Genomic DNA, 26180 nt, shown 5'->3' on the forward strand with positions numbered 1-26180 from the left:
CCCGATCCGTGCCCCGGAAAGCGCGGCGAACGTGCGTCTTCCGAGATGTATTGCATGCGAAAGGAGTGCTGTCGGGGCGAGTGAGTTCCTCGCCGGCCGGGTAATCATTGCGGCTCTCGCCCGACCGACGAGGGTATTGATCGCCGTGGAACGCCCAGTTGGCGCTTGCTCAAATGGGTGGTGAGCGTGGGCAGTTCACCTTGTGCTCAGGCGACTGGAAGAGAGATTAGGGGCACGCGAACGGCGAAACAACCGTTGGAACCAAACCGGTTAAGTTTAGTTCCGGTTTAATAGGCGAGAGCGCCTCGACGGGAGGGTTGTAGTGACGGATGGTGTTGTTCAGGCGGTGCACGCGGTGGTCCCCTTTCAGGGCCACCACCGGCCGAACCCCGCGGTCGTGGCGCGGCCCCTCGGATCTGTGGGCCACGCATTACGGAATGCGGGGACGGGTTACGGGCGCTGCCCGGCCGCCAGCGCGGGGGCGCCGAGCTTGGAGGGGGCGCCGGGCTTCGAGGGGGCGCCGAGTTTCGAGGAGGCGACGGCGGCTGCACCGATGAGGCCGGCGTCCAGGGCGAGAAGAGCCGGCACGACGGGCAGGCCACGGGTGAAATCGAGCACGGCGTAGTCGGCCATGTGCCGTCGCAGGGGAGCGAAGAGCGTCTCGCCGGCCTGCGCCACGCCGCCGCCGATGACCACGAGGTCGAGCTCGACGAGAGCAGCCGTCGCGGAGATGGCTGCCGCGAGCGCCTGGGCGGCCCGCTCGTAGGCCCCCAGCGCCCTCGGATCCCCGGCCCGCGCCGCTTCCGCGACCGCCGCCGCCGTCGGAGTCGTCCCGGCCGGTGCGGACCACCCGGCCGCCTGCGCCTGCGCTGCGATTGCGGTCCCGCTGGCGAACCCCTCGACGCAGCCGGGAGCCCCGCACGGGCACACCGAACCGTCCAGGTCGACGGTGATGTGCCCGATGTGACCCGCGTTCCCCGTCCTGCCGGTGTGGAGCCGGCCGTCGAGGACCAGGCCGCCACCCACTCCCGTGGACACCACCATGCACAGCGCGTTCTCGAACCCCCGCGCCGCGCCCCGCCAGTGCTCCGCGGCCGTCATGGCCACCGCGTCCCCGACCAGCACGGGCCGCAGCCCTGCGGGCAGCCGGGGGTGCGCCGCCACCTGCTCGGTCAGCGGGAAGCGCCGCCACGCGGGAATGTTGACCGGGCTGACCGTGCCCGCGGCGGTGTCGACCGGACCCGCGCTGGCGATACCGAGGCAGGCCAGCTCGTCCCACATCGGGTGTACGGCCAGCTCGTCGAGCACCGATGTCACCGCCGCCATGAGCTCGACGGCGGACTTCTGCGCGGGAGTGGGCCTCTGTGCGCGTACGAGCAGAGCGCCCGCGTCGTCCACGAGCGCTCCGGCGATCTTCGTGCCGCCGATGTCCAGTGCTCCGTACACCGTCACGTCACCACACCTTTCGTGAAGGAAGCGGGTTCCCTTCGCTCCGGAGCACACTCTGACGGGTGGTGACAACGTTGTCTAGTAAACGGTTTAGTTCAGGTCAAGGTTTAGTAATGTCGCCGCGTCGTCCGGCCGACGAGGGGCGCGCATCATCGGGGGAACTCCTCGTCGGGTGAACTCCTCATCGGGAGAATTTTTCGACGGCGGACTGCGTGACGGGGGTGAAGAAGTTGACGAGATTGCCGTCGGGGTCGCGGAACAGGAGCGCGCGGTTTCCCCAGGGCATCGTGGTGGGTTCGTTGATGAAGTCCTCCACGAAGCCGTTCAGGTTCTCGTACACGCCGTCCACGTCGTCGACGAGGAACTCGAGGATGACGCTGTGGTTGTCGGCCGGACGGGCCGAGCCGGGCGCGAAGAGCGGAACCGTGCGGGTGCTGCCGATCGCGAGGGTGGCCGAGGAGGTCCTGAGCTCGGCGAAGTCCTCGGTGGACCAGTGGGCGGATACGCCGGTGGCGCGCTCGTAGAAGGTGACGAGGCGGGCGACGTCGCCCGTGATGATGCGGACAGAGACGAAATCCATGGTTCTCTCCTGGTCGGCCGGTGCTTCTGAACGCACGCTAATAGCAATACCGGGCGGAACCCGCCCGGTATGAGGAGGAGACTTCTGCGCATGCCCCGCCCCATCGCCCGTGTCCTCACCCTGCTGGAACTCCTTCAGTCGGGTGGCCTCCGCACCGTGGCCGAACTCGCCGACCGGCTCGACGTCGACGAACGCACCGTGCGGCGCTACGCGGGGCACCTCATCGACCTCGACGTGCCCGTCGAGTCGGTACGAGGCCGCTACGGTGGCTACCGGCTCACCCCCGGCTACCGCATGCCCCCGCTCATGCTGAACGACGACGAAGCGCTCGCCGTGATGCTCGGCCTGGTCGCGGGCCGCCGCTCCGGCCTGACGACGGCGATGGGCACGGCGGGAGAGACGGCGGCGGCCAAGATCCGGCGCGTGCTGCCCGAACGGCTGCGGCTCGCACTCGACGCCGTGCTCGGGGCCCTCGCGTTCACGGCTCCGCCCGGCGAGGCTGACCCCCCGGACTCCGCGGTGCTGCTCCCGCTCGCCGACGCGGTGACCCGCCACCGGCCGGTATCGGTCCGGTACACCGCCGTCGACGGCCGGCGCAGTGAACGCATCCTGCACCCGTACGGGATCGTCGCCCACTCGGGGAGGTGGTACGTCACGGCTGCGGACCCCGCGGCCGGCGAGGACCGGACGTTCCGGCTGGACCGCATCAGCGGCGTGAGGACCCTGCCCGGCTCGTTCGAGCCGCGCGCAGGGCTGGACCCGGCGAAGCGCGTACTGACCGGGCTCGCCACGGCTCCGTACCGGCATGAGGTGACCCTGCGGGTGCAGGGGACGGCCGAGGAGATCCACACCCGGCTTCCCGCCGGCATCGCGATCGTGGAGGAGCTGTCGCCCTCGGACGACGCAGGACCGGAGACCGGGCGCTGGTCCCGCGTCGACCTGCGCGTGGAGCGGCTCGACTGGCTGCCCGCCGTGCTCGCCTCGCTGGACCGGCCCTTCGTCATCGAACGCCCGGATGAACTCCGAGGCCTCGTCGAAGCCCTCGCGGAACGGCTCGCGGACTCGGCCCGGCGGAGCCCGCCTCACGCATGAGGACCGGGCGGGCTGTCCGCATCGGAGGCAGGCCGGGCCGGGAGCCGGTCGGCCGGGCAGGTTCTCCCCGGCACGAAGGATGGTGTGGAGCGCCGGTTCAGGCCGGCGCGCTCGGTGGCGGTGAGCTCGCAGACCGGGCGGAGAGGCCGACCGCTCAGCGCCTTCCGGCACCCGAATGATCCGGCCGACGCAGTGCCTTCCGGCGTCCGGGATGATCGGTCAGCGCAGTCCGGCGAAGAGATCGTTCTCGGGTACGGCCACGGCGGTGGCGTCCTTGACGCGTACGAAGGTCTCCACGCCCATCAGCTCGCCGAACCTCTCCTTGCCCATCTTGAGGAAGAAGATGTTCTCGCCCTGACTGGCGTGCGCGGCCAGCGCATCGAACTTCTGACCGCTGAACGCGGTGGTGTCCACCCACGTGGTGATCTCGTCGTCGGGGAGGCCGATCTCGGCCATCGCGGCGGCCTCGGCGGGATCAGGCTCCGGCATGTCCTCCTGGAACTCGCGCATGGTCTCCCCGAACCGCTGCATCATCGACCGGGGCATCGTCGTCCAGTACACCTTCGGTGTCAGCGCGGTCATCTCCAGCGCCGCCATCGTGATGCGGTGGGCCTGGATGTGGTCGGGGTGGCCGTAGAAGCCGTTCTCGTCGTAGGTGACGACGACATCGGGCCGGTAGTGCCGCATGAGCTCCGCAAGCCGGGCCGCGCTCTCCTCGACGGGGGTCTGCCAGAAGGAGTCGGGGGCGTCGTTGCTCGGCCAGCCCACCATCCCGGAGTCGGCGTAGTCCAGCATCTCCAGATCGCTGACCTTGAGGACGTCACAGCTCGCTTCGAGTTCCTGGCGGCGTATCACGGCGACAGCCGCCGGATCGTGCCCGGGCTCGCCCGGTTTGACGCCCCCCGGCCCGTCACCGCAACCGCCGTCGGTACATGTCACCAGAACCGTGCGGATGCCTTCCGCCGCGTACCGCGCGAGGACCCCTCCGGTTCCCGTGGCCTCGTCGTCGGGGTGGGCGTGTACTGCCATGAGCGTCAAGGGCCGGTCAGTCATGAAGCAGTCCTCCTGCAGAAAATGCGTCTTGGTCCGAGTGCGCGGCGGGCGTACCGCGACACCGGGGGCCGGATCCTGGCAGGGCGGATGACCTTGTGATCTCCGTTTTCCCCGCCGTGCGGTGCCGACCCCTCGGTCGATGCAACCGTGCGGGCCCGACCGGCTGTTCCCGGCGCGGCCGCCCGGTCTTCCCGGCGTCGGCGTTTCATATGTGCAGGGCCTAGCGATCCATGACGTAAGGCTCCACTCCGACCTGCCGCGATTCGGCAGTCTCACGGACGTGTCGCATCACTCGCCCTGGCGGCCCGGCGCCGAAAGCGGGACAACCTCCGCCGCGTCGGAACCACGGCCCGACTGGGCGGTGACGGAACAGGCCGCGATCGACATCGAGCTCGGCATTCTCAAAACGCTTGCCCGGCCTTCGCCGTACGTCTGCGCAGGGTGACGGGAAGGGCGGTCAAGACGGAGCCGGTCAGGATCCGCAGGCGGCCTGGAGAAGCCGACCAAGATCTTCATCCACGCCGCTCCCAAGACGCCCCCGGAAACCACTCAGGGGCCTGATCCACTTAGTGGATCAGGCCCCTGACCTGGTCTTACGGCTGTCGGGGTGGCGGGATTTGAACCCACGACCTCTTCGTCCCGAATGAGGGTCGGGCGCGATCGACACCTGGTCGTATTACGTTTGTGCAGGTCAAGCCATTGGTATGCGTTGGTCTGGGGCGGCGTCGCAGGGGCTTGGGGAACGAGTCGGCTCCCATATGGCTCCCAGCCAGGCAGGCGGCGTCGCTCCTTCGTGGCGCACGAGCCCTCGATCCCACGACCAATCGACAAAAGGGCCCCCAACGTTTTCCCAGGAGGTGTTGGGGGGTGCCACCCAATCCCACTTTTTCCTGATCACAGGCGTGCTGTCTTGATCGGAGTGGTGCATCAGATTCACGCTGTGTCGCCCCGCCCGCTGCACACAAGGCACCGCGTCCTTCCTGACCCTCCGGGGACGACCACCCGTACGAGTTATTGCTCCTGGCCCGGTCTCGGAGTGAGCTGTTGCCATGCATCGCTGGTCTCCCTTGAACGAACGACAGCTCACCCTGCTCGGCCAGCTGGCCGGCAGCGAAGAACCCAACGCCGCTTGGGACCCCGGTGAGTGGCGCTCGGCCTATGCCCTGCGCGACCGCGGACTGATCACGATCAAGCGAAGCGGTGGTGAGGTGCATGCGCAGGTCACCGAGGCGGGCACCTTCTACACGCAAAACGGACACCATCCCGACGACCCTGCACATGCCGAGGGAAGGAAGATCACCAAGGAAGAGAGCAGGGGCGGCAGGCCATCCGCGACCTACGGCGACAGGCCAGTTGCCCGCGCCCGTCGCACGAAGGCGACCGAGCTCGTCCAGCGGCTCATTGCCGAGAAGCGTGTCACCATCACTCAGCCCGATGAGCCTGCGGTGACGGAATGGCGGCGCGCGATCGACTACGCGAAGCGACACGCCCTCGTCCCGAAGGGTAAACGCATCGAGAGGCTCCGCATGTGGAATCGCGACCTACAGATTTCCCTTGTTGATGGGCCCCACCTCAACTCCCTCAGACCGTCACCGCATGATGTGCCACCCGTCCGTGTCCCCACTCAATTGCGCTCTCCCCATCCAGTCGTGGCTGCACTGCGAGACGACGAAGGCCGGCTCGTCATGCCTGCCGCACTCCGCCGTCGATCACTGCTGTTGCTCCAAGGTCTGACCGCCGAGGCGCTGAGTCGCGGTCACGAGGTGAAGGGACATCGTGTCGCCGACCGCTATCGAAGCCACGCTTACACACACGAGGGCCGACATCATCCCTCGCGGTACTCGCGCCGCGAGGGCGAACTGACGGTGTGCGTCAGTGGCTTCGACTACACCGTCACAATCCAGCAAGAGGCGCCGCAGTCCACCGATCCAGAGCGCGCCGGAAGGCTCGTAGTCGAACTCGGCTACAGCCGCCTCAACCGGCAGTTCCGCTGGGCCGACCGCAAACGCTGGAGGCTGGAGGGCATCCTTGGGGCCGTTCTTCAAGAGCTCGAAGTCCGAGCTATGGAGGACGCTCAACGGAAGGCGGACGAGGAGCGGGCGAAGGTCGACCGCGAGATCCGCTGGCGAACTGCGATGGAGCAGGCGAAAGAGCAGGCCGGTCAGGCCAGGTTCGCTGAGATTCTCCGCGCGGAGACTCGCGATTGGCAGGAAGCGACGGCACTGAACGCGTATTGCGATGCTCTGGATCGCCGACTGAAGGCTGCGACGGACAGGGACGAGGCCGAAGTTGCCTCAGCGCAGCAATGGCTGACTTGGGCGCGCCGCTACGTTCGAAGCCGCGACCCGCTGACCCAGCTTCCCGTGATGCCCGCAGCTCGCGAACCTAAGCTGGAGGAACTGAAGCCCTACCTGAATGGTTGGAGCCCGAACGGGCCTGAGGCGCACAGGCTTGGATACGGAGCAGGCTGAGAGAACTGGTAGAAACTGGGTCAAGATGTGCGGGCCGTTTCACGGCTGTCGCGAAGGCGTCCTGATAGAACATGGCCAGGCTGCTCGCCGCTCAGGCGTACAGCTGGGTCACAGGTTGCCGTTCTCCAGCAGGTCGCGGATCGCGTCATCCTGCCGACGCACAACGATCCGCCCGTCCCCGTCGCTGTACACGACGACTGCGGCTCCTGGAGACAGCCCGGCCTCCGCGAGCAGCCCCAAGGGGATCTCGACAGTGCCGGCTGCGGTCACGATCGTCTCGGCTGGGTCCCTGATCATTCCGTCAGTGTGACACCACCTGATGGCGCTCTCACTATCGGCGGGATCCAATGAGAGGGCCTGAGCTCAGATCACTCCCGGCGGACGCCCTGCCGCGCTCGTCGGAGGCTTCGCATGCAGAGCCAGATGCGCTTGAACGGCCTCCCTCAAGGGCTCGGGCCCATGCGGTTGGGGTCGCATCTTATCCGCCCACGGCACACCGACGTGGACCTCGTGCCACTTCGGCCGCATCTGCTCGGCCTCGCGTGGGCCGCCCTGCTGGTTTACGCCGAAACCCTCGAGTATCACGTTCCAAACGGGGCGGAGATCTCTGATCATCAGACGCTCGGCCATGGGCGTGAAGAGGTCATCGGCGGTGAGGTAACGGATGTGGAAGTCCTCAAGCCTGAGGTCAGCCGCCTTGGTGAGCTTTCGCCTATGGACGGAAACCCGTTCCCAGAGCGGTGTCCCTTCCCATGCTTCCGCGACCGTGACGCCTTTGCGGCCACCGGGTGGGTCAGACTTGCCGACATAGATGGGAACCTCGAACGATCCTGAGATCGGCGCGTACAGCTCATGATCACCCGTGTAATACATCGCATAGATCCCGCAGCCTTTAAAGGACTGGACCTGGTCCATTCGAACGGGATCACCAGAGGTGAGCGCCCAGAGCACACTGCGCCCTAGGTTCTCCCGCCTCAGCGGGTCGTAGATCTTCTCCGCACCAAACTTCGACGGCTCGTCTGCGATGTCGTCCGGCGGGACTTGTGCGGCCACGGGTGGGCTCTCCGCTTCTACATGGATTCGTAGGTCATCGGTTGTGACCAAGACTCGCGCTTCGAGCACGCGAGGCCCGCTCAGAGCACGGGAGTGAGCAGGTTCCGATCGCCGTTACCTATTGTCTGGCTAGCGGGCTGCGGCCTTCGGCGACCAGGTGTTGGTCTGTTCAGGCATCTGCCTCGGCCGGATCGGCATCGGCGTCCTCCGCTGGCTCCGCTTCGGCCACGACGTCGATGCTTTGACCGCCGCGGTAGTACCGCCACGCGCTCTTGTAGCTACTGGGGCTGTCGTCGTACATGATCACGTAACCCACGAGGGCGGTGATCTGCCACTTGTCGGGTATTTCCGCCGAGATCAGTTGGAAGATCTCGTCAGCGGTCACCTGGCCCTCGGGCACCCTGACGACGTGGTCCTGGAATGAGGTAGGCCGTCCGTACCTGAAGTTGTACGGAAGGCCAGCCTTCACCTTCTCCAGCAGGTCAAGCAGGGTGGAATCTCCGGATTCGAGGGCTTCGACCGGTCGATCGAGGTCGATGGGGAACTTCACATCGAAGCGGTTCGGAATCGTATGGTCGCGCTGGCGACCGGGGTCCTTGTTGCCGAAGCCATTGTTGTTCCAAGGGATGTTGCCCATCCCCTTGTGATGGCTGATGAGCAGTTGTTCGGGGGCGAGAGCGGAGAAGTCTTCCGCTACGTAAAGACACGAGAAGGTCATTTCGTCCAGCGCGATCTCGCGGCGCCCCGAGATCTTTCGGAGGTGATTGCGCAGACGGGCCGGCAAGGACTTTTCAGCCTTGCCAACGTAGACGAACTCGCCGTTCAGATACAGCTGGTAGACCCCGGACTTCTCCTTGAGCCGCGCGATGCTCTCCTCGGCCAGCGGGGCCCTGTCCAGTCCATCGAGTGCGGCCGCCAGCTGGTCACCGAGCGCTTTCGTGATGCTCAGGGTGAAGTCCCTGTGATACCGCGTCCCGTCGTCGGAGCCCACCACCGGCGCCATCCGTTCCACTCCCTCGCTCGCCATACTCCCGGAGGAACCCTATCGGCGACCTGTACACGCGGACGAACGTTCACTCCAGAATGACTTGAAGATCTCCAACTCCGCGGTATGCTTTTGGAATGGCTGAACTGCAAGAAGGATCAAAGAAGGACCGCACGGGTGTTGAGCTCTTCGCTGGCGCTGGCGGCCTGGCCATGGCTGTCCACCGTGCCGGGTTCCGCCCCCTCCTCTTCAACGAGTTCGCCAAGCGAGCCTGCGAGACCCTGGCGGCGAACGGGGCTCAGCGACTGCCCGATGGCCAGAAGCCGATCCGAGCCCCCAAGGCCAACGACAAGGTCCCCCTCGTTGCGGGCGATGTCCAAGAGCTCGACATGGACTACTTGGCGGGCAAGGTGGACGTGCTCGCTGGCGGTCCCCCCTGCCAGCCCTTCAGTCTTGGCGGTGTCGCCAAGGGTGACGAGGACAAGCGGAATATGTTTCCGCAGATGTTCAAGGCGGTGCGTCAGATTCAGCCGAAGGCCGTGATCTGCGAGAACGTACGAGGCTTGCTCAGGCCCTCTTTCAAGCCCTACTTCGAGTACATCCAGCGCGAGCTGGAGCTTCCCTTCGAGGAACGAGCCGAAGGCGCCGACTGGCAGCAGCACTACGAGTACTTGCTGGAGCGGCGCGAGAAGGAGCCGGACGATCCGAAGAAGCGGTACGACGTCGTCATGGTGCCGGTAAACGCCGCCGACTACGGGGTGCCCCAGATCCGCAACCGCGTGATCATCGTTGCGTTCCGCCGCGACTTGGACGTCGACTTCGATCTGTTCAAGGACCTCGTGAAGCAGACGCACTCCGAGACTGCCCTCTTCCGATCCTTGGAGGAGGGCGGCGAGTACTGGGAGCGGCACCCCGACGTGCCTGCCCATGTCAAGGAACTGGTCTTGGCTCGTCTCCCGAAGACTATGCCGATGGATGACGGGCTACTGCCTTGGCGCACCCTGCGCGACGCGCTCGCCGGGATCGGCGATAACAAGCCGCTGCCGGATGTCCCGGACGAGTGGCTGGACCGCGACGAACACTTCCTTGGCGGGTTTACGGAGCACATCGGTTGGCCTGGGGCCCGGATCTATGACGGGCATACCCCCAACGAGCTCGACCGCCCGGCGAAGACCGTCAAGGCGGGCGTTCACGGTGTCCCCGGCGGCGAGTCCGTCATGCTCCTCGATGAGTTGGTGGCCGACAAGACCGCTCCGAGCGGCTTCAAGTACAAGCACCGATACATGACGGTTCGCGAAACCGCCCGTGTCATGACGTTCCCCGATGACTGGGAACTCAGGGGCCCGCGAGGCGAGAAGATGCGTCAGCTGGGCAACGCCGTACCCGTCGCCCTCGGCGAGGTCTTCGCGAAGGCTGTCGCTGCCGTCCTGGACGAGGCGGAGGAGCGTCAGAAGTGACCGGGCCCACCAGCGGGGCGCAGAGTGGCTGGAAGCACGGTTCGCCGCCAGACCGGGCGTGGAAGGGGCGACCCGGCAGGACCCGGACTGCTGTCGCGGCCGAACAGGACCGGGCCGCCGGAGGTCGTCACCGACGCTCCGTGGACCTCGGTGAGGGTCGATTCGCCCGGGCCTCAGTGGAATTGAAAGTACTTCCCGACACACGACGCATTCGCGCGTACCTGCGTTGGTCCGACAGGGGGAAGTCTCCCGCCCGGTACCTTGGACAGGTCGAGCACGACACTCGAACCGCGAACCTCGCTGAGGGCTGGAAAGTGGCATGGGGGAAGGGCCTCCTCGCTGAGGAACCGCCGGCGGAAGGCTCGTGGGCTTCCTCGCCAGCGGTACGCGCCGTGATGCGGGGCAACCGGAATAAAGACACTCAACCCGAGCTACGGCTCCGGTCTTTGCTGCACAAGCAGGGCCTCCGCTATCGCGTCGCCGCGCGGCCGCTGCCCGAACTACGGCGAACCGCCGACGTACTCTTCCCCAAGCCGAAGGTCGCGGTCTTCGTTGATGGCTGTTACTGGCACGGATGCCCGGAGCACCTTCGGGAGTCACGTAAGAACGCCGAGTTCTGGCACAGCAAGATCGAGGGCAACCGCGCTCGGGACGCCGAGACCGATCGGTTGCTTGGCGAGGCGGGGTGGACCGTCGTCCGCGTCTGGGAGCACGAGGATCCCGTGGTTGCCTGCGCTCGAATTGAGAAGGTCGTACGCCAGGCAGCATCGGCCAGGCCCAACTGACATCGTGTGAAGGCGGCGCGCAAGCTGCTATGCCGAGGCCGCCATTACCACCGGTCAGGGCAGTAGTCGCTGCTGGGGAACCGATTCACGCAGTCGGCTACTCCGAAGGCCCGAAGGCTGCACGTCGTCACTAGGGGGTGCGGCGAGACGCTCAGGTCCCAGATCTCCGGGTAGCGCCGGGGCGGCCTGAATGCCGGGCAAAACGGTGCCAGTTTCGGCCAATCCCTGGCCGCCCAGCAAGGTTGTGCGCATTGTCGCGTTTGTGGTCTGGCGGCTATCGGTATCCGCCGTAAAGATTCCCGCCTGCAGATGATCGGGGGAGCGGGATGGCGGTCAGGGGCGTGCGTGCTCGGGGGAGAGCGGGCACGGAAGCGGTTGAGTGGCCCGCTGTCCCGATTCAGACGAACCCTGTCGCTTCCGGGGCCAGCCGCCCGGCGGAGGTGGACCCCACGTCGTCCGAAGTGACGCGGTTGCTGTGTCAGGCGGTCTACGCGCGGCCTGATCGAGTGAAGGCCGTCAAGGCGTGGTGGCGCAGAATCCGGGGCAAGACGGGAAAGGCCAAGAAGCCCAGGCGCAGCACTAGGCGGCCGATCTACCTGGAAGGCAGCGATGACTGCCCGCCCCTGGGCGAAGCGACTGCGCAATGGATTGCAGACCATGTGCTGAACGGCCCGCCGCTGCCTGTGCCGTCGTACGGCTTCGATCTTGTTCCGGTGATGGCACACGGCCTTCGTGCCCGACGGCGCCGGTGGATTCGGCGCGCATGCATCCTGGTCCTGTGTGGGCTGGTCGCCTACGCGGTGCCGTGGGCTTTCGCAATCTGGGCGGTTGCCGTGGTCGCCGCTTTGCTCCTACGGTGGGCTGCTTTCCGCGCGATCCGCAGGTCCGGCCGGACGCGGTGGGCGCCTTCGCGGCGTCTGGCGTATGCCGTGCTGCCCACGCCGTGGCTGCTCGCGCTACTGCCGTACAGGCCCGTTGGCGGCGACTTGGTCGAACTGCGCCTTGAACTGGCCCTACTTCCCCTCGGGCTGGCGGCTGTTGTCGCATTGGCGTACGTGGGCGACCGGCTTGTGGCACGGGCTGCGCTGGGTGCTTTAGTGCGGGAGGAGGTGTCGTCCGATGATCTGCCGTGGGTGGCTGCCAAGGCTGCGCGCAGGATTTCGGACATCAGCAAGGACCAGTCGCAGTTGGCGCTGCCCTACGACGCCTCGGAGCAGTTCGTTGGTGCCGGGCGCGATGTCTGGGGTCCCGCTCGCATTAGCATCCCTCTCAAGCCCAAGGGCACTGAGGAGTCGGTCAGACCGTTCGGGGAGGCGGAACTGCTCCGACGGGTAGGTACCGCCCTCAACGAACTGGGCCGCGGCGCGCGGGAGATCACAGATCCGCTTCCTGGGTTCTCGATGGAGCGCATACTCGGCCTTCCGGCTGCCCGATGGCTGCAGCGCACCCGTGAGACGAAGGTGGAACTGGCCGACCTGAGCGGCCTGGGACGTAGATCCCCTTCCGGGGTGCCAGACCGGCTGTACCTGCGAGCCCAGTGCATCAGCTGGGACGGACAGATCGTGGTGAGCGTGTTCGTGCATGCCGCGCTGGAGGCCGGCGAGCTGCGGCTGACTATTCGCCCGCACGTGATGACACCGCTCCACAACGAACTGCGGGCCACCGCCACACCCGCCCGGATGCGCGGAGCACACCTGCTCGGGTGGCTTGGCTCGCAGTCGCTCCTGGACACACTCATGGGCCCGTTGGCTGTGTGGCGCCTGGTCACACGCCTCGGCGAGAAGACCGAGGGGCGCGGGGAGGAAGAAGAGCCAGTGAGCCTGCGCGACCGGTACTCCACCCAGGAAGTCACCGACATGCACCAGAGCGACGACGCCAAGCGCCACGTGGTCCTGATCCAGTCCTGCGTCTTCCGCACCGTCGCCGAGTTCCTCGATGAGCAGGGAATCGACCTGGCAGCGTACGAACGGCAGGTCGCGACCGTGACCAACAACATCCTCATCTATGGGGACAACAACGCCCCCATCCAGAACGTCGTCGGCAACGGCATCAGTGGCGTCGGCCAGGACAACAAGAATCAGGGAGGCAAGTAATGGTTGTGGGACGGCGTCGCCCCGAACCTGACCCGGGCCATGGCTCGGGCATCAGCATCGGTGGTAACAACAGCGCACCCCTGCAGAACGTCGTGGGGCAGGACATCTCCCACATCCACCAGTCCGCCTCGGTGCACAGTGCGGTCGGCATCGACGCTGTGCGCGGCCTCCTCGCCGCCTTCCGTGAGGACGTGGACCACAACGCGGCGGATCTGCAGAACGTCACAGTGCTGCGCGCGATGGCGGACACCGTTGACGCCTCGCTCGTGTCCCCCGACGCGCCGGAGATCGGCACACTGCGCGGGATCGCGACGGCATTGCCCGCGTTGGTGCTGGGCACTGCGGTACAGCAAGGAGGCGAGTCGCTCGCCAATGCCATTGGTGGGCTGCTGAGTTGACTTCCACCTGCGGCTGCTGGGTCGTGGGTGACGGCCTCCGGACTCGAGGAGGGGTGTGTCCGTGTGGGGCGTCCGTGTCCTCTGGCAGCGGGCCTTGTGCTGGGTCGGCGGGCGATGCGGTGGCAGGGCTGCGCTAGTGCACGATCCGTTCGTGGGTGGGGCACGAAAAGGGGTTGTGAGACTTCGTGGCGCGATGAGCGCTGGGCAATTGGTTCGCCTCGGGCTGAGGGTGCCGGCGCAAGCCGGCCAGCCCGCTAGAACCGAATCTGGCCGATCATGTCCGCGACGCCGATGACGAACCGGTGATGTCCGGCGCCACGAAGGTGCTGGCCAGGAAGAACCCGAAGAGCACGCATACAGCTGCGGGGCCGCCCTTCAGGGAGGCACCTCGGAGCAGGACGATCCCGAGAAGCAGAACGAGGGACATTCTTAGAGACATCCGGAATCCGAGGCTTGTTCGGGTCCGTGCAGCTCTTGGCGCGCTTGGGCGAGTGCCTTACGCAGCGGATCGGGTTGTGTCAGCGATCTCGGCCCTCGTGGGAACACATGCCAGTGCAACCCAGGTGGCTTCGTGGCCCTGGATGGCGGAACGACGACGTGGCACTTCTGCCCCAGCGGTACCGTTCCCGGTTCCTCCCAGTCGTCGGCCGTGCCGGGCGGCACTAGGAAGTACAAGCGGGGCTCTGGGCCTCCAGGATCAAGGACGACCGGGCCGACCGGTACACCGCCGTCGTGGAGGAGCTCGATCGCGCGTCGGCCGATGACCTCAGTGGCGCGTACTGCGTCCCACCACTGGCCCGCCGAGCACAGCTCGGGCCCCTCGCCTATGGGCATCCATCGAGGCGGCAGGGCAGGAAAACGTGGGCTGGCATCGGACATGAGAAGGGCCTCCTCGCAACCATCAGTGAGGAGACCATTCCATTCAGTTGACGCCGCGAGCGGACAGATTGTCCGTGGAATTCTCTCGTGAACACCCTTGACGGAGTCTCAGCTTGTGATAACTCCAGCCCAACTGCCAAAAGCGGAGAGCTCATTGGAAGGGTGGGTGCCCGCACGCAGGAGCGCGGCCGTCGTCTCGCGGGCGGACGGGTGGAACCTCGTGTGGTTCGGAGCGACCTTCCGGGCGCGGCGAAGGTCCGCGAACGCACCTGTCCTGTCCGCCATCGCCAGCTTCGCGGATGCGACATCGATGAAGTGGTGGCTCGACCTCTCGCCCACAGTTGCCGCCGGGGGCATCCACTCCTGGCCCGGCACGTCGGACCACTCCGTGAGGCGCGCCAGTGCCTGCTCCGTGTCTCCCGTGTCGATCATGGCGTGCACTTCGTGGATACGAATGTTCGTAGGCCCGAAGGACATCTCGTAGGCGAGGGAGTCACGGTTGCCGGCCATCGCGGCCACGGCCTCAGCCTCGCGCAGATAGTCGTCTGCCCGGCCCGGGTTGTTCTCCCGGGCTTCCAGGACGGCGAGCTTGAGTAGTAGCGCGCCATCGACCGCGAGGGCGTCGTTGGTGAAAGAGCGCTCAGGCTGGAGTCGTTCCAGTTCCTGGCGCAGGCCGTGGAGCTTGCGGCGTGACGAGGCGTAGGCGCCCTGGCGGAGCATTGCGCCGGCGACCAGGTATCCCGCGGTGAAGTTCATCAGCGGATCGCCCGACCGCTCTGCGGCCCATCGCACGCGTTCCAAAGCGGTGTTGGACAGATCGTGGTGCCCCATCTTGTGGGCCAGTGAGTTAACAGCTCGGTAGGCACGCGCGAGATGCCAGAACGCCTGGGCCTGATCACCATTGCGGCCACCGAGGGCGAGATGCGTCAGTTCCGTGATGATCGACGGAAGGAGCGGTCCCATGGGTGCGTAGCGCGCATCTCGGCGTAGAGCTGCGATCTGGTCGACCTCGGAGGCAAGTACGGGCAGTGCTCGCGGGGTGATCTCAAGTTCGTCCGGGAGGTCGTAGCACAGCATGATCCTGCGGAGTTCGGGCACGACGGCGTGCACTCCGTCCTCGGCCTCCGGCTCACCGTAGTACGGCTGGCCGGTCAGAACCTCGGGACCGAAATGGAGCGCTTTGGCGAGCGCCAGAGCCAGCGATGGAGAAGCCTTGCGGGCGCCGGACTCGAGCTTCTGGACGTAGCTGGGCGATATCGCGACTTTTTGTGCCAGTTGGGCGGCAGACAGCTTCCGTGTCCGGCGGGCGATACGGAGGCGGTCTCCCAGCGTCAGGTTTTCACTCATCGGTGGATCGATCCCTTCGCGACGGAGCACTCAGTTCAGCGTACGGACAATGTCCAGCCTCGCGGATGCGCTCGCCAACTGTTAACGGCCTCGCCGCCAGCAGGTGAGGGGTCGGACATCAAGGTGCCTGAGTCGCCAAAAGTGGAGAGACCACCATGAAGAGCACTTATGCACCTGCTTGGCAGAGCTGCGTACGGGGTCTGCTCATTACCTATACCCATGCGACTGGTCAAGGCTTATGCGTGAGAAAGCCAGGACAGTCTGTCCGCTCCCCGGTCCCCCTCGCTGCGATTGTTCGTACACAACGCACCCCACTCGGGGCCCAGTTCCGCAAAGAGCCACCCTGCTCCCTGTTTGCGCGACGACCAGGAGGTCGTCCGGGGGTGGATGCCCGCTCGGCCAGAAAGTTCGGATCCACAGGATCGCCGTCCTACTGATGGAGCTCTGACATGCGCTGTCCGCCGACGAGCACTGACCTGGCGACGAGTGTGCTCACGCCCGGCACCGGAGCAGCATGCGACGCCGTGCCCGACGCTTGCCCGCCCTGGGCCCCGGCAGCGGTGGAATCGCGTCCGACTGCCGTGATTCTTGATCTCTTCGGCACGCTCGTCTCGGCCCCTGACTCGTCAGAACGGAGCGCTGCCGCAGCCCAGTTGGCCTGGGCTATGCGCTTGCCAATGGCGATCGCGGAGGCCGCTTTGCGCGGTAGCTGGCAACCGCGACACGACGGGCAGCTGCGATCCAGTACCGCCGTTGCAACGCACCTCATTGAACGCTGTGGCGCTTCCGCAGCCTGCACGAATGAAGTCGAAGCGGTCCTGGCTCGGCTGGCAAACCAGAGGTTGCTGGCCGACAGGACTCTCCTACAGGCCCTTAAGGAGCTCCGCCCGGGAGGAATCAGACTGGCCGTCCTCAGCGATGCCTCTCCTGACATCGCCGAGGCGTGGGACCGCAGTGAGCTCGCGCCGCACTTCGACGCGGTCGTGTTCAGCTGCCGCGCCGGCGCGGTGAAGCCTGATCGTCGGCTTTTCCAGGGGGTGCTCGGGAAGCTCGGTGTCGAAGCCGGTCAGGTTCTGTACTGCGGAGACGGCGGCGGTGACGAGCTGGCCGGCGCGGAACGAGCCGGGATGCGTGTGTTACGTGTGGCGCGCCGGGGCGGACCGGCCGGTCTGGCGTTCGGCGAGGCTCCCTGGTCCGGCAGGACGATTCCCGCTGTGGAAGTCCTCCCCTCCCTACTCGACTGGTGGGTAGAGCGATGAGTGACACGTACGCGTGGGGCGTTGAGAAGGGCTCCCTCCGACAGTTACCCACCCCCGATGTCAGGTCTCACGCCTGCGGCACGACGATCATCGAGACCCGTTATGCCGGGCTGTGCGGGAGCGACGTCGCAAAGCTCAATCACCCTTGGCCGGGACCGTTACCCGAACCCTGGTACCCCGGGCACGAGATCGTCGGGGTCGATACGGAGACCGGGAACTGGGCCGCGGTCGACCCGCTGGTGCCCTGTCTCTCATGCCACTACTGCGACCGCGGCCATGCCCACCTCTGCCCGAGGCTTCGACGTATCGGATGGGATCTTCCGGGTGGCCTCGCGGATACCGTGAGAGTGCCGCGCGACAGTGTTGTCCCGCTTCCCGATCTGCGCGATCCCGCACACGGAGTCCTTGCTGACCCGATGGCGGTGGCCCTGCACGGAGTCCGTTGCGGGCTTCGTACGCCCGTGGGGCGGCTTGGCGTCATCGGGGGCGGCGTCGTGGGCGTGTGCACGGCCATCTGTGCGGCCGAGGCGGGGTGGGACGTCCACATGATGGTCAGGGAGCCCTCGCGGGCATATCACCTGCGGCACACTCTCGACCCGCGCATAACCCTCCACACCGCCGGCCTCCCGCAGTGCGACGCCGTCGTGGACGCCGCGTCCGGTCACAGCGACTCCCCAATACGTCAGGCACTGAACACCGTCCGTGACGGCGGGACGATCCTCGTACAGAACGCGTACGCCCCGCGCGTCGTTCTCTCCGTCCCACTTCGGGACGTCTTCCGTCGCTCGATCACCCTGCGCGGCTCCTTCTCGTACTGCCGCGCGGACGGCCGCGACGACTTCAGGGACGCCATCGACGTCATCGCCAAGGGCGGCGACTGGGCGGCCCTACTGACCCGGGACCGGTACCCCCTCGGTGAACTGCCCCAGGGGCTTGCGGCCCTGCGAGATGGATCGCGCCATCGCCCGTTCAAGGTCCTGTTCACATCCGGTATCTGATGAAAGGAGCCCACGCCGTGGCGGTCACAGCGCCCTTGCTGGCCCACCAGATCAACTCACCGGCCGATATCGCACCCCAGGACGTCCACGAGGGGATCACCCGCATCCTCGCGTTACCGGGAGGCCCGACGCGCGATGTGATGCTGGGAAGCGTCCTGACTGGGCTGCTCCTGCGGGGGCCGCGGCTGGAGGAGGTGGAGGCCGCGGTCCAGGCCGCGACAGACCTGGACCGGAAGGGGTGGGACTTCCACCATCCGCCGTCTGGCGTGCGGTTCGTCGGCTACACCGGCAGCGGAAAGAAGACCTTCAAGACGATCAACCTCAGTACCGCCGCCGCACTGGTGGCGGCTGCCGGGGGAGCACACATCGCGAAACTCGGATCTCGCAGCGCGTCGTCGAAGACCGGGTCGCGTGACTTCATCGACCAGATCGGCGCGACGAGTGACACGGTGTCGCACCGGGAGATGGTCGACATCACTGCGGAGATCGGCTTCGGGTTCTTCTCCATCGAGAACCGTGTACCCGAGTTCGACCGCTGCTACGGAGGCAGGTTCCAGGCGGTACACGCCCTGAGTCTGGCGTTTCCCGCGCTCCTCAGCCCGGTCACCTGTCCCGCCTACGTGTACGGCCTCTCGTACCCTGCGGTCGGTGCCTCCGCCCGGTTGCTCTCCAAGCTCGGATTGCCCGACGTGACGGTCATGAACTCCAGCCTCGGTAAGGCGGCCCAGGTCGACGAACTGCTCCCTGGGAGCCAGGTGCGGGCCTGTCGGATCAACTCCGGCCAAGAGGACCTGATGCTCAACGATGACGTGCGCAGAGGCGCTGCCTCGATGCCGCAGGACCTGACGTCCGTCGCCCAGCACGAGGACCCGCGGGAGAACGTCGCCGCTGCCATACGCGTCCTGGCTGGGCAGGACAGAAGCCAGGCGCGCAACGCGGTCGCCCTCAACGCGGCACTGCTCCTGGTGATGTCCGAGGCGTCTCCCACCATCCAGTCCGGCATCGACAAGGCCCTCGACCTCATCGACGCCGGCGCGGGACTGGACACGCTTCGGCAGTTCGTACGCCTCACGGGCGGCGCCCCGCACAGGCTGCGTGCACTCATGCACTCGGCCGCTCCGGCCGCCGTTCTGGTCAGCCCCGGGAAGAGGGAGAAGGCGCCATGCTGACGCACGGCGAGCTCGCGATCATCCACCTGGTTCTCAACACCGACTGCAACGCCTGGGACCTTGAACCGACGAGTGCCTCGCCGGGCGTGTGCAGATTCTGTTACCGCGAGCGCAACCGGGTCAGGACCGACGAGGACACCGTCCGCCGCGTTATCGAGCGAGTCCGTTCCGAGTCCGAGGCCCATCGATGCGTATTCACCGGCGGCGATCCCGTGATGCCGTACGACAACCACCTGGAGGTCGCCCTCCAGCAGGCCCGGGAGGTCGGCTTCGAGACGAACCTCCACACCAATGGGCTGCTCCTGGGCGACCGCTACGCCGGTGTTCGTGACCACGTGACCGTCTACTCCCTGGCGGTCGACGGTCCGGACCCGGAGACGGCCGACTGGTTCCGCGGGAAGGGCTACTTCGAGCGGTTCCAGTCCAATGTCGAGTTCCTCACCGCCGACCAGCGCCGGCTCGCGTTCAACACCTTCACCACGGCCGGCTCGATCCAGGAACTGCCCCGCCTCGCGCAGCTAATCGCTGGAGTGGCCCACCGGACCGAGGTCGAGTACTGGCTCATCTCCCAGTACCGCCCCATCGGCCGCGCCAGCACACGCAAGGCGGAGGTCTATGGCTACGAGCGAGACGACTTCGTTCGGGCTGTGGAGGGCGTGCGTGACGTCGTCGAAGGCGTGGCGATCTACGCCCAGCCGACGCGAGCTCCGCTGGACCCCTACCCATTCAGGGTCTGGGTCCTCGCGGACGGAACGGTCACAGCGGACCTCGGCAGCGTGTCCGCGCCGCGCAACGCGGCGCTCGGGAACCTTCTGGTCGACGGCTTCGAACCCTTGGTCCGTCGGGCCTTCGACCTCCGGGAGCAGTCACAGTTGGAAGGAATCGCATGAAGTTCGATGCCGCGTACTACGAGAACGTCATCGACCAGCACCACTACGAACGGCTGGGCCTCGGAGCCATCGACTTCCCTCTCGCAGGGATGAGCCCTGACGACCTGCAGACGAAATGGGTGTGCCACACCGGAGCGCGCCAGTTCGCTGAGGCGGTCGCGGCCGGCCAACCCGCCATCGTCACCACCGGGATCGGACTTGGGGGACCGCCCCACGCCGGCACCCTCTTCCAGCTGCTGCGCGCGGTGAAACTGCAGCAGTGCGGACTCGACGTACAGATCGTGCTGGGGGATCTCGACTCCTTCAACGCGCGACGCAAACCCCTGGACTCCGTGCGGCGACTCGCCGACCAGTACGAGGAGTTCGTCCTGCGCCTCGGGTTCGACGCCGGGCGCGGTGTTCTCCGCAGGCAGGAGGGCGAGACCGACGTCCTGGCGACCGCCTTCCTGCTGGCGCGCTATCTGGAGGACGACGACTTCCACTGGGCGGAGGAGGACCTCGCAGGGCTCTACCGCAACCACGGTGTCTTCGACCACCTCAACTACGGCATGAAGCAGGCCACGCTGCTCATGGCCGCGGACTTCGTGCAGCTCCTCCGCGACGGGCGCCACGTCCTGGTCTCCCTCGGCGTCGACGAGCACAAGTACGTGGCCCTCGCCCGGCGTGGGGCGGAGCGCTGGGGTCTTCCCGCAGAACGGCTGTCCGGCATCTACACCAAGATGATCCCCGGCCTCGGCGGCCTCCCGAAGATGAGCAAAAGCATCCCCGGATCCGGAATCGACGCCTCTATGTATGTCGAGGACATCCGGGCACTGCTTGAGGCGGACACCGACGGCGCGCCCACCGACGACGGCTCGGCGCTGCTCCAGATGTACGCCTGCCTGCCCGAGGTCGACGGACGGGCGTACGACAGGGCCTCAACCGCGCGCCGCTCCGGAGGCACCCAGTGGCACTCCGTACGTGAGCAGCTCGTCGAGCGGATGTTCCACCTGTTCTCCCACTGGCCCAAGTAAGCAAGGAGCCTTCCCATGCACGCTGACACCGCGATCTCCCGCCAGCCCCTCGGGGGCGCTGATTCCTTCTTCATCCGGAGTGGCTACCGCAGTCGGAACCAGGTGGAGTACTTCCTGGACGAGGCGGACGACGCTATTACCTGGCAGCCCGACGTCTACCCCTACGCCGCCGCCCGGGCGAAGGAACTCGGCCGCGACGTTCTGATCGACATCGGTTGCGGGAGGGCGGGCAAGCTGGCGTCGTTAGCCAGTGAGTACCCGGCATGGACCTTCATCGGAGTGGACTTCGGAGACAACCTCCTCTGGTGCCGCGACAACCACTCCTTCGGGCAGTGGGTCGAGGCGGACCTCGAGTCGACCGAGGGGCTGCCCATCGCCCCCTCACTCGTACGACGATCCCTAGTGGTCTGCTCCGACGTGGTCGAGCATCTGGTGAATCCGATGCCCGTTCTGTCTTTGATCCGTGGCCTGCTCCACGAAGGCAGCGCCGAAGCCGTACTGTCCACGCCGGCTCGCGAGTGCCGTAGCGGTTACGACACTCCCGGCCCGCCCCGTAACCGCAGCCATGTGCGTGAGTGGGCGAGCGACGAGTTCCAGGCGCTGCTTCATACGTCCGGGTTCAAGATCCACCACGCTGGCCTCACCCGAAGCGACGACTTCTCCAACGGGCTGTCCACCCAGCTGCTTCTCGTCGGCGCGGAAGGAGAAGAGGGGGGACGACCGTGACGGTACCTACCCGCCTCAGGGGCATGCGAGTCGTGCACCTACCGGCCCGGACCCCGTATGCGTGGAAGCTGCAGGGCCAGGACTTCCACATATTGAATGAGACGGAGATACCAGGAGGTGAGAGGGTGCCGGCGGCAGTCGGTGCCGCGTGGCTCCTCGAACACCGCCCGCTCACATGGCTCGATGTCCTGCACCTGCACCACATCGATTTCGAGGACCTCCCAACTTTGGAACGCCTACTCGATGCGTGCCTGGAGGAGGGGGTCAGAGTGGTATTCACGGCCCACGACACGCACCCCATGGTCGGCGGCGCCAACGGGTTCAACGCGCGACTGCGGATGCTTCACTCGGCCGATATCGGTTGGGTGTGCCTGACAGAGGGATCTGTCAAGAAGCTGTCGGAACTGATTGGCGAGCGTGTGGACGCCGCCGTTATCCCCCATGGGTATGTTGCGGCCCCGGAGTCGCTGGTTGACCTGGAGCGGGAGCCTTCCAGCTCGGCAGGCCGATACCTCATGTTCGGAGCCTCGCGAGCCAGCCGCGACCAGCTGTCCACCATGGCGAACTGGAGCCTCGGGACAACGGACCCGCGCGGAACTCTCCACCTCTTGCTCCGCGCCTTCAGCCCCGCCGACTTTGCTGAGGGAGGCCGCGCTCCGCTACTCCTGGAGACTGCCCGACGCGATCCTCGAATCCGGCTGACCATGCGCCCCTATCCAACGGACGAGGAGGTGACCAAAGCCGGGCTGGCAGCGGACGCCCTCCTCCTCCCCTACCTCTGGGGGAGTCATTCCGGGCAACTGGAGCTGGCCTTCGACCTGAACCTGCTTCCGGTCTGCTCCCTCACCGGACACTTGCCCGAGCAGTATCAGCAGCACAAGGGCATGGTTGAGGAACCCGAATGGTTCGACTGGTCGCACGGGCACCCGAACCTCTTCGGCGAGAAGTTCCTGGCGGCTCTGGAGCACGCGACAGCTCGCCTTGGTTCCGGCAAGCGCCCTCTCGACCGTGGCTTCCTGGAGTACCGCGCTCACGAGCACGCGACGATCCTGGATGACTACGCGCATGTGTATGGGAGCGGCCAGTGAATTCGCTGCCGCGGATTTCGTGCGTGATCTTGTGCCACAACTACGGCAGGTATCTCGACCAGGCCATAACTAGCTGCCTGGAACAGGAACCCGGGCCATACGTTCTTCACGAAGTAGTGGTCATCGACGATGGATCCACCGATGAAACCGAGGAAGTCTGCTGTCGCCGCAAAAGCGAAATCAGAATAATCCGGAGAAATCGCCAGGGATTCGGGCGGACCCTAACCGACGCCATTCTCCTCGGCAGCGGTGACTGGGTGGCTCTGCTCGACGCCGACGACTGGTTTCACCCGGCGAAGCTGCGCACGTGCGCGGAGGCGATGACAAGGGAAACCCTGTTCATCGAGCACTGGGAGAACGTCGTCGACGCCCTCGGTCGCCCGAAGCTGAACGAGCCGCACCCGGGCGGCAACACGAGCACTCTCCTTGTTCACCGCGAGGCGGCCCTCAGCCTCCTGCCGGTGAGCAACGAGATCTTCTTCCACGCGCTTCGCGAGGCAGGCCAAGGTCTCGCTCTCCAGGATCCAGTGACCTTCTACAGGGTCCACCCACGCAGCATGACTGACCGGAGCACGCCAGGGGTATCGCAGGACTATCGGGCTGAGGTGTGCATCGCGCTTGCCGACCGGCTCCAAGCGATGTGTGGAAATCCTCCCCCATGGACCACCACCCGTCGGCTCGCAAGGATCTCGCAGCATTTTCGGGCCCTCGCTTCAGGGCACAGAGTGGAATCCTCCCTGCAGCGAGGGGAACGGCTTTCCGCCCTGCTTATTATCCCAGGGATGCTCAATGAAACGATCTGGGCGCGGGACCCGATAATCCCGTGGTTCCGGTCGCTTTGCAGTGCCATCGCGGGGCGGCCGCACGTTCGGCTCACGACGGGCCAAGGGCAGTCGACACATTCTTGATCATTTCAGCCGCAGGCCCAGAGCGGCGGTGATAAAATCGCCGCTTCCCATCCCTACTGGCCAGGCCAGTTGTCCGACGCAGGAGCGTATACGCGCCATGAGCCGTTTGAGTGAGTCCGTCACCAGTGTCATGCACATCCTCGATGGAGCGGACCTGGGCGCGGACTATACGGTCTCGCAGCTGCTCGACGAGACAACAGCCCGGCGCTCTCTGGACCTCTCCGACCTCTCCCCCCAGGAGCAAGCCGCGCTGGTAGAGGGGCGCGCCATCAACCTGATCCCCTCGGCTGCGGTACTCGCCGAGAAGATCGAAGCCGCACGGTCTGAGGGGCGCCAGTTCGTCATCAAGTACGGCATCGACCCGACCTCGCCCGACGTCCACCTCGGCCATGCGGTGCCGATCATCATCGCCAGCCGGCTGCAGCGCATGGGTCACCACGTCGTCTTCATCATCGGCGACGTGACGGCGAAGATCGGTGACCCCTCGGGACGCTCCTCGGAACGACCGGCTCTCACCGACGAGGACATCGCCCGCAACCTGAGCACGTACCAGCAGCAGGTCACACCGTTCATCGACTTTGAGCGTGCCGACCTGCGCTTCAACGGTGAGTGGCTCAACAAGGTAAGTCTCCCGCAGCTCGTCGAGATCCTCGCCCGAGTACCCGTCTCCATGTCGTTGCAGCGTGAGGACTTCCGCACGCGGCTCGCAGAGGGACAGGGCCTGTCCATCGCCGAGTTCGTCTACTCCGTCGTTATGGCGATGGACTCGGTCGCCATCACTGCCGACGTTGAACTGGGTGGAGTCGACCAGCTGCTGAATCTTCAGATGTGCCGCAAGGTCATGGAGATCTCGGAGCAGACGCCCGAGGTCGTCATCACCACTCCGCTCATCGAAGGGACCGACGGCACGGGCTCCAAGATGAGCAAGAGCAAGGGCAACTACGTGGGCCTGACAGCAACGCCCGATGATGTCTACGGTCGGCTGATGTCCATCCCCGACCACCTGACCGAGCCGTACCTCCAGCTCCTCACCGAGTGGACGGACGACGAGATCCGCGTGGTGACCAAGCGCCTGGAGGACGGGACCGCTCACCCGATGGCCGTGAAGCGGATCCTCGCCGGCGAGGTGGTAGCCGCCCTGCACGGCCCGCACGTCGCAGCCGCCGCCCGCGCGGAGTTCACAGCTCGCTTCTCCAAGCGGTCCTTCGGGGACACCCAGAACCTCCCCGTCGTATCCCTGAAGGAGCACTCCGAGGACACCCTCGGGGCCCTGATCAGCCGCACGCTGGACTTCGCCCCCAGCATCTCCGCCGTGCGCCGTGTGGCTCAGCAGAAGGGCCTGCGTCTTATCCGTGAGGCAGACGGAGAGCAGCAGACCACTCAGCTCACGGAGGGGTCCGTCCAGCAGGCGCTCGGCGCAGTGGTGAGCGAGGTTGGGGCACTCGACGGCGCCGCGCTGTACCTCAAGGTGGGTCGCAAGGTGGCTCGCATCGAAGCCTGAGATTCAATCCAGGCGCCGGCCCACATCGTGGGTCGGCGCCGTTCTGTTTGGTCTCTGTGCGACGCGGTGCAGCCGAGTTGTACGTGCACGATGCGCGACCCCTCCAAAGCGGGCCTACCATCCAACGACGACCTCGTTCATGGCGTTCCACCGCGTTTGTACCCGACCCACAACCGGCCACCGGCCTGCTCCAGCACCTCGTCCACGGCTGCCACGAGGGACTCAATCTGCCCCTCCAATACTTCACGCAGGCCATCGTGCAGCCGCATGCTGAGCCCCGGCGCTGTGGTCTCAAGACGGCGTGCCAGCCACTTCCCGCCTCCGTTCCAGGATCCGCCGAAAGCCAGTGCCAACTCGCCGGTTCGTCTCACCAGTTCGGTGGCTATGAACAGCCGTTCGCTCTGGTCGGTGCTCCCCGCGAGGTCGTCGAGGAGGTCGGTGATCGCGTAGCGGCAGTCATCGATCTCTTCTGCCGACACCGTGGGCGGTCCCGCCGCGGTCAGCTTCCGGGCCTCATCGGCGACGTACGCGCCGACTCCGTCGTGGTCGAAGAGCAGGATCCCGTCGGCACACATCCAGAGCAGCGGTGATCTGCGCTTTCGTACTTCCCGTTCGACGAATGCGTGCCACGTTGCCTCGGTGTGCACGAACATCTCCACGGGCCACTCATCGTGCTGGACGCTTGCCCGGTACGGGGCTGGGGATCCGTGGAGGAGCACCACGATGTCGAGGTCCGACATCGCCGTGCGGCGGTCCGTTACGACGCTGCCTCCGAGGAAGGCGGCCCGGGCGTCAGGGTGGTGCTCCTTGATAACGGCACGTGCGGCGTCGATCGCATCCATGCAGCAACTATTCAGCACTCTGTCTGTCGTGCGCACCGGGTTTCTATGGGGCACGGCAGGGCTGTCCCCAGGGACCGACTGCTGCTCCTTCTGGCATGGCTCGAGGCCAGTGGGCCCGTGTCTGCGGGCGAGAAGTCGGCGAAT

At 66.2% G+C, this 26180-nt stretch carries 23 protein-coding genes and 1 pseudogene; 15 read left to right on the forward strand and 9 right to left on the reverse strand.

All coding sequences use genetic code 11. The features are described 5' to 3' along the window. Window positions 1-450: 450 nt before the first annotated feature. Entirely contained in the window at window positions 451-1452 is a 1002-nt protein-coding gene (locus tag ACIOEW_RS16320) for an ROK family protein (RefSeq protein ID WP_401964356.1), read from the reverse strand. 178 nt (window positions 1453-1630) lie between these two features. Continuing rightward, window positions 1631-2029, reverse strand: coding sequence for a VOC family protein (locus ACIOEW_RS16325; protein WP_401964357.1), 399 nt, complete (start codon window positions 2027-2029; stop codon window positions 1631-1633). A gap of 90 nt (window positions 2030-2119) precedes the next feature. Between ACIOEW_RS16325 and ACIOEW_RS16330 the strand changes: the two genes are divergently transcribed. Continuing rightward, entirely contained in the window at window positions 2120-3121 is a 1002-nt protein-coding gene (locus tag ACIOEW_RS16330; RefSeq protein ID WP_401964358.1) for a helix-turn-helix transcriptional regulator, read from the forward strand. 219 nt (window positions 3122-3340) lie between these two features. Here the strand turns inward: ACIOEW_RS16330 and ACIOEW_RS16335 are convergent, their stop codons facing one another. Next, window positions 3341-4174, reverse strand: a complete 834-nt coding sequence (locus ACIOEW_RS16335; protein WP_362539177.1) for a PIG-L family deacetylase — start codon at window positions 4172-4174, stop codon at window positions 3341-3343. Between the two features lie 1067 nt (window positions 4175-5241). Between ACIOEW_RS16335 and ACIOEW_RS16340 the strand changes: the two genes are divergently transcribed. Then, window positions 5242-6645 carry a hypothetical protein gene (locus ACIOEW_RS16340; RefSeq protein WP_401964359.1) on the forward strand — a complete coding sequence of 468 codons (1404 nt, stop codon included), beginning with the start codon at window positions 5242-5244 and terminating at the stop codon, window positions 6643-6645. A 108-nt stretch (window positions 6646-6753) separates the two neighbouring features. Here ACIOEW_RS16340 and ACIOEW_RS16345 read toward each other — a convergent pair whose 3' ends face one another. The 3 genes from ACIOEW_RS16345 to ACIOEW_RS16355 all read right to left on the reverse strand — a co-directional run bounded on the left by ACIOEW_RS16345 (window position 6754) and on the right by ACIOEW_RS16355 (window position 8701). Then, window positions 6754-6942, reverse strand: a complete 189-nt coding sequence (locus tag ACIOEW_RS16345) for a hypothetical protein (protein ID WP_401964360.1) — start codon at window positions 6940-6942, stop codon at window positions 6754-6756. Between the two features lie 66 nt (window positions 6943-7008). Beyond that, a complete protein-coding gene (locus ACIOEW_RS16350; RefSeq protein ID WP_401964361.1) occupies window positions 7009-7698 on the reverse strand; it encodes an Eco29kI family restriction endonuclease in 690 nt (229 codons plus the stop codon). Between the two features lie 169 nt (window positions 7699-7867). Continuing rightward, entirely contained in the window at window positions 7868-8701 is an 834-nt protein-coding gene (locus ACIOEW_RS16355) for a GIY-YIG nuclease family protein (protein ID WP_401964362.1), read from the reverse strand. A 119-nt stretch (window positions 8702-8820) separates the two neighbouring features. On the opposite strand from ACIOEW_RS16355, the gene ACIOEW_RS16360 reads away from it, so the two are divergent. The 4 genes from ACIOEW_RS16360 (at window position 8821) to ACIOEW_RS16375 (ending at window position 13416) form a co-directional block, all read left to right on the forward strand. Continuing rightward, window positions 8821-10140, forward strand: coding sequence for a DNA cytosine methyltransferase (locus ACIOEW_RS16360; RefSeq protein ID WP_401964363.1), 1320 nt, complete (start codon window positions 8821-8823; stop codon window positions 10138-10140). A gap of 395 nt (window positions 10141-10535) precedes the next feature. Then, entirely contained in the window at window positions 10536-10925 is a 390-nt protein-coding gene (locus tag ACIOEW_RS16365; RefSeq protein ID WP_401964464.1) for a very short patch repair endonuclease, read from the forward strand. A gap of 506 nt (window positions 10926-11431) precedes the next feature. Then, the gene (locus ACIOEW_RS16370) at window positions 11432-13018 is read left to right on the forward strand and encodes a hypothetical protein (protein WP_401964364.1); all 1587 of its coding nucleotides are present in this window, start codon (window positions 11432-11434) and stop codon (window positions 13016-13018) included. Further along, window positions 13018-13416, forward strand: coding sequence for a hypothetical protein (locus tag ACIOEW_RS16375; protein ID WP_401964365.1), 399 nt, complete (start codon window positions 13018-13020; stop codon window positions 13414-13416). Before ACIOEW_RS16370 ends, ACIOEW_RS16375 begins: the two co-directional genes overlap by 1 nt. A gap of 254 nt (window positions 13417-13670) precedes the next feature. On the opposite strand, the pseudogene ACIOEW_RS16380 reads toward ACIOEW_RS16375, so the two are convergent. Continuing rightward, a pseudogene (locus ACIOEW_RS16380) lies at window positions 13671-13855 on the reverse strand (hypothetical protein). Between the two features lie 548 nt (window positions 13856-14403). Next, the gene (locus tag ACIOEW_RS16385) at window positions 14404-15642 is read right to left on the reverse strand and encodes a helix-turn-helix domain-containing protein (protein WP_401964366.1); all 1239 of its coding nucleotides are present in this window, start codon (window positions 15640-15642) and stop codon (window positions 14404-14406) included. 449 nt (window positions 15643-16091) lie between these two features. Here ACIOEW_RS16385 and ACIOEW_RS16390 point away from each other — a divergent pair, with 449 nt between their 5' ends. The 9 genes from ACIOEW_RS16390 to tyrS all read left to right on the forward strand — a co-directional run bounded on the left by ACIOEW_RS16390 (window position 16092) and on the right by tyrS (window position 25194). Then, window positions 16092-16901 (forward strand): HAD family hydrolase, encoded by an 810-nt coding sequence (locus tag ACIOEW_RS16390; protein WP_401964367.1) that lies wholly within the window; start codon window positions 16092-16094, stop codon window positions 16899-16901. Next, window positions 16898-17899: a zinc-binding dehydrogenase gene (locus ACIOEW_RS16395; protein WP_401964368.1), complete on the forward strand. Its 1002-nt coding sequence runs from the start codon at window positions 16898-16900 to the stop codon at window positions 17897-17899. The genes ACIOEW_RS16390 and ACIOEW_RS16395 overlap by 4 nt, the downstream gene beginning before the upstream one ends. A gap of 17 nt (window positions 17900-17916) precedes the next feature. Continuing rightward, window positions 17917-19068: a hypothetical protein gene (locus ACIOEW_RS16400; RefSeq protein WP_401964369.1), complete on the forward strand. Its 1152-nt coding sequence runs from the start codon at window positions 17917-17919 to the stop codon at window positions 19066-19068. Then, on the forward strand, window positions 19062-19958 hold the full coding sequence (locus ACIOEW_RS16405; RefSeq protein WP_401964370.1) for a radical SAM protein: 897 nt from the start codon (window positions 19062-19064) through the stop codon (window positions 19956-19958). Before ACIOEW_RS16400 ends, ACIOEW_RS16405 begins: the two co-directional genes overlap by 7 nt. Continuing rightward, entirely contained in the window at window positions 19955-20971 is a 1017-nt protein-coding gene (locus ACIOEW_RS16410) for a hypothetical protein (protein ID WP_401964371.1), read from the forward strand. Before ACIOEW_RS16405 ends, ACIOEW_RS16410 begins: the two co-directional genes overlap by 4 nt. 15 nt (window positions 20972-20986) lie before the next feature. Further along, window positions 20987-21697 (forward strand): methyltransferase domain-containing protein, encoded by a 711-nt coding sequence (locus ACIOEW_RS16415; RefSeq protein WP_361711389.1) that lies wholly within the window; start codon window positions 20987-20989, stop codon window positions 21695-21697. 92 nt (window positions 21698-21789) lie between these two features. Further along, complete coding sequence (locus ACIOEW_RS16420) at window positions 21790-22785, forward strand: hypothetical protein (protein ID WP_388337148.1); 996 nt, start codon at window positions 21790-21792, stop codon at window positions 22783-22785. After that, window positions 22782-23693, forward strand: a complete 912-nt coding sequence (locus ACIOEW_RS16425) for a glycosyltransferase family 2 protein (RefSeq protein WP_388337146.1) — start codon at window positions 22782-22784, stop codon at window positions 23691-23693. Before ACIOEW_RS16420 ends, ACIOEW_RS16425 begins: the two co-directional genes overlap by 4 nt. 97 nt (window positions 23694-23790) lie before the next feature. Beyond that, window positions 23791-25194, forward strand: coding sequence for a tyrosine--tRNA ligase (gene tyrS / locus ACIOEW_RS16430; protein ID WP_401964372.1), 1404 nt, complete (start codon window positions 23791-23793; stop codon window positions 25192-25194). A 137-nt stretch (window positions 25195-25331) separates the two neighbouring features. Here the strand turns inward: tyrS and ACIOEW_RS16435 are convergent, their stop codons facing one another. After that, the gene (locus ACIOEW_RS16435; RefSeq protein WP_401964465.1) at window positions 25332-26036 is read right to left on the reverse strand and encodes a nucleotidyltransferase domain-containing protein; all 705 of its coding nucleotides are present in this window, start codon (window positions 26034-26036) and stop codon (window positions 25332-25334) included. Window positions 26037-26180 lie beyond the last annotated feature (144 nt).

The organism is Streptomyces sp. NPDC087901 (assembly GCF_044742205.1).
Taxonomy (GTDB): domain Bacteria; phylum Actinomycetota; class Actinomycetes; order Streptomycetales; family Streptomycetaceae; genus Streptomyces.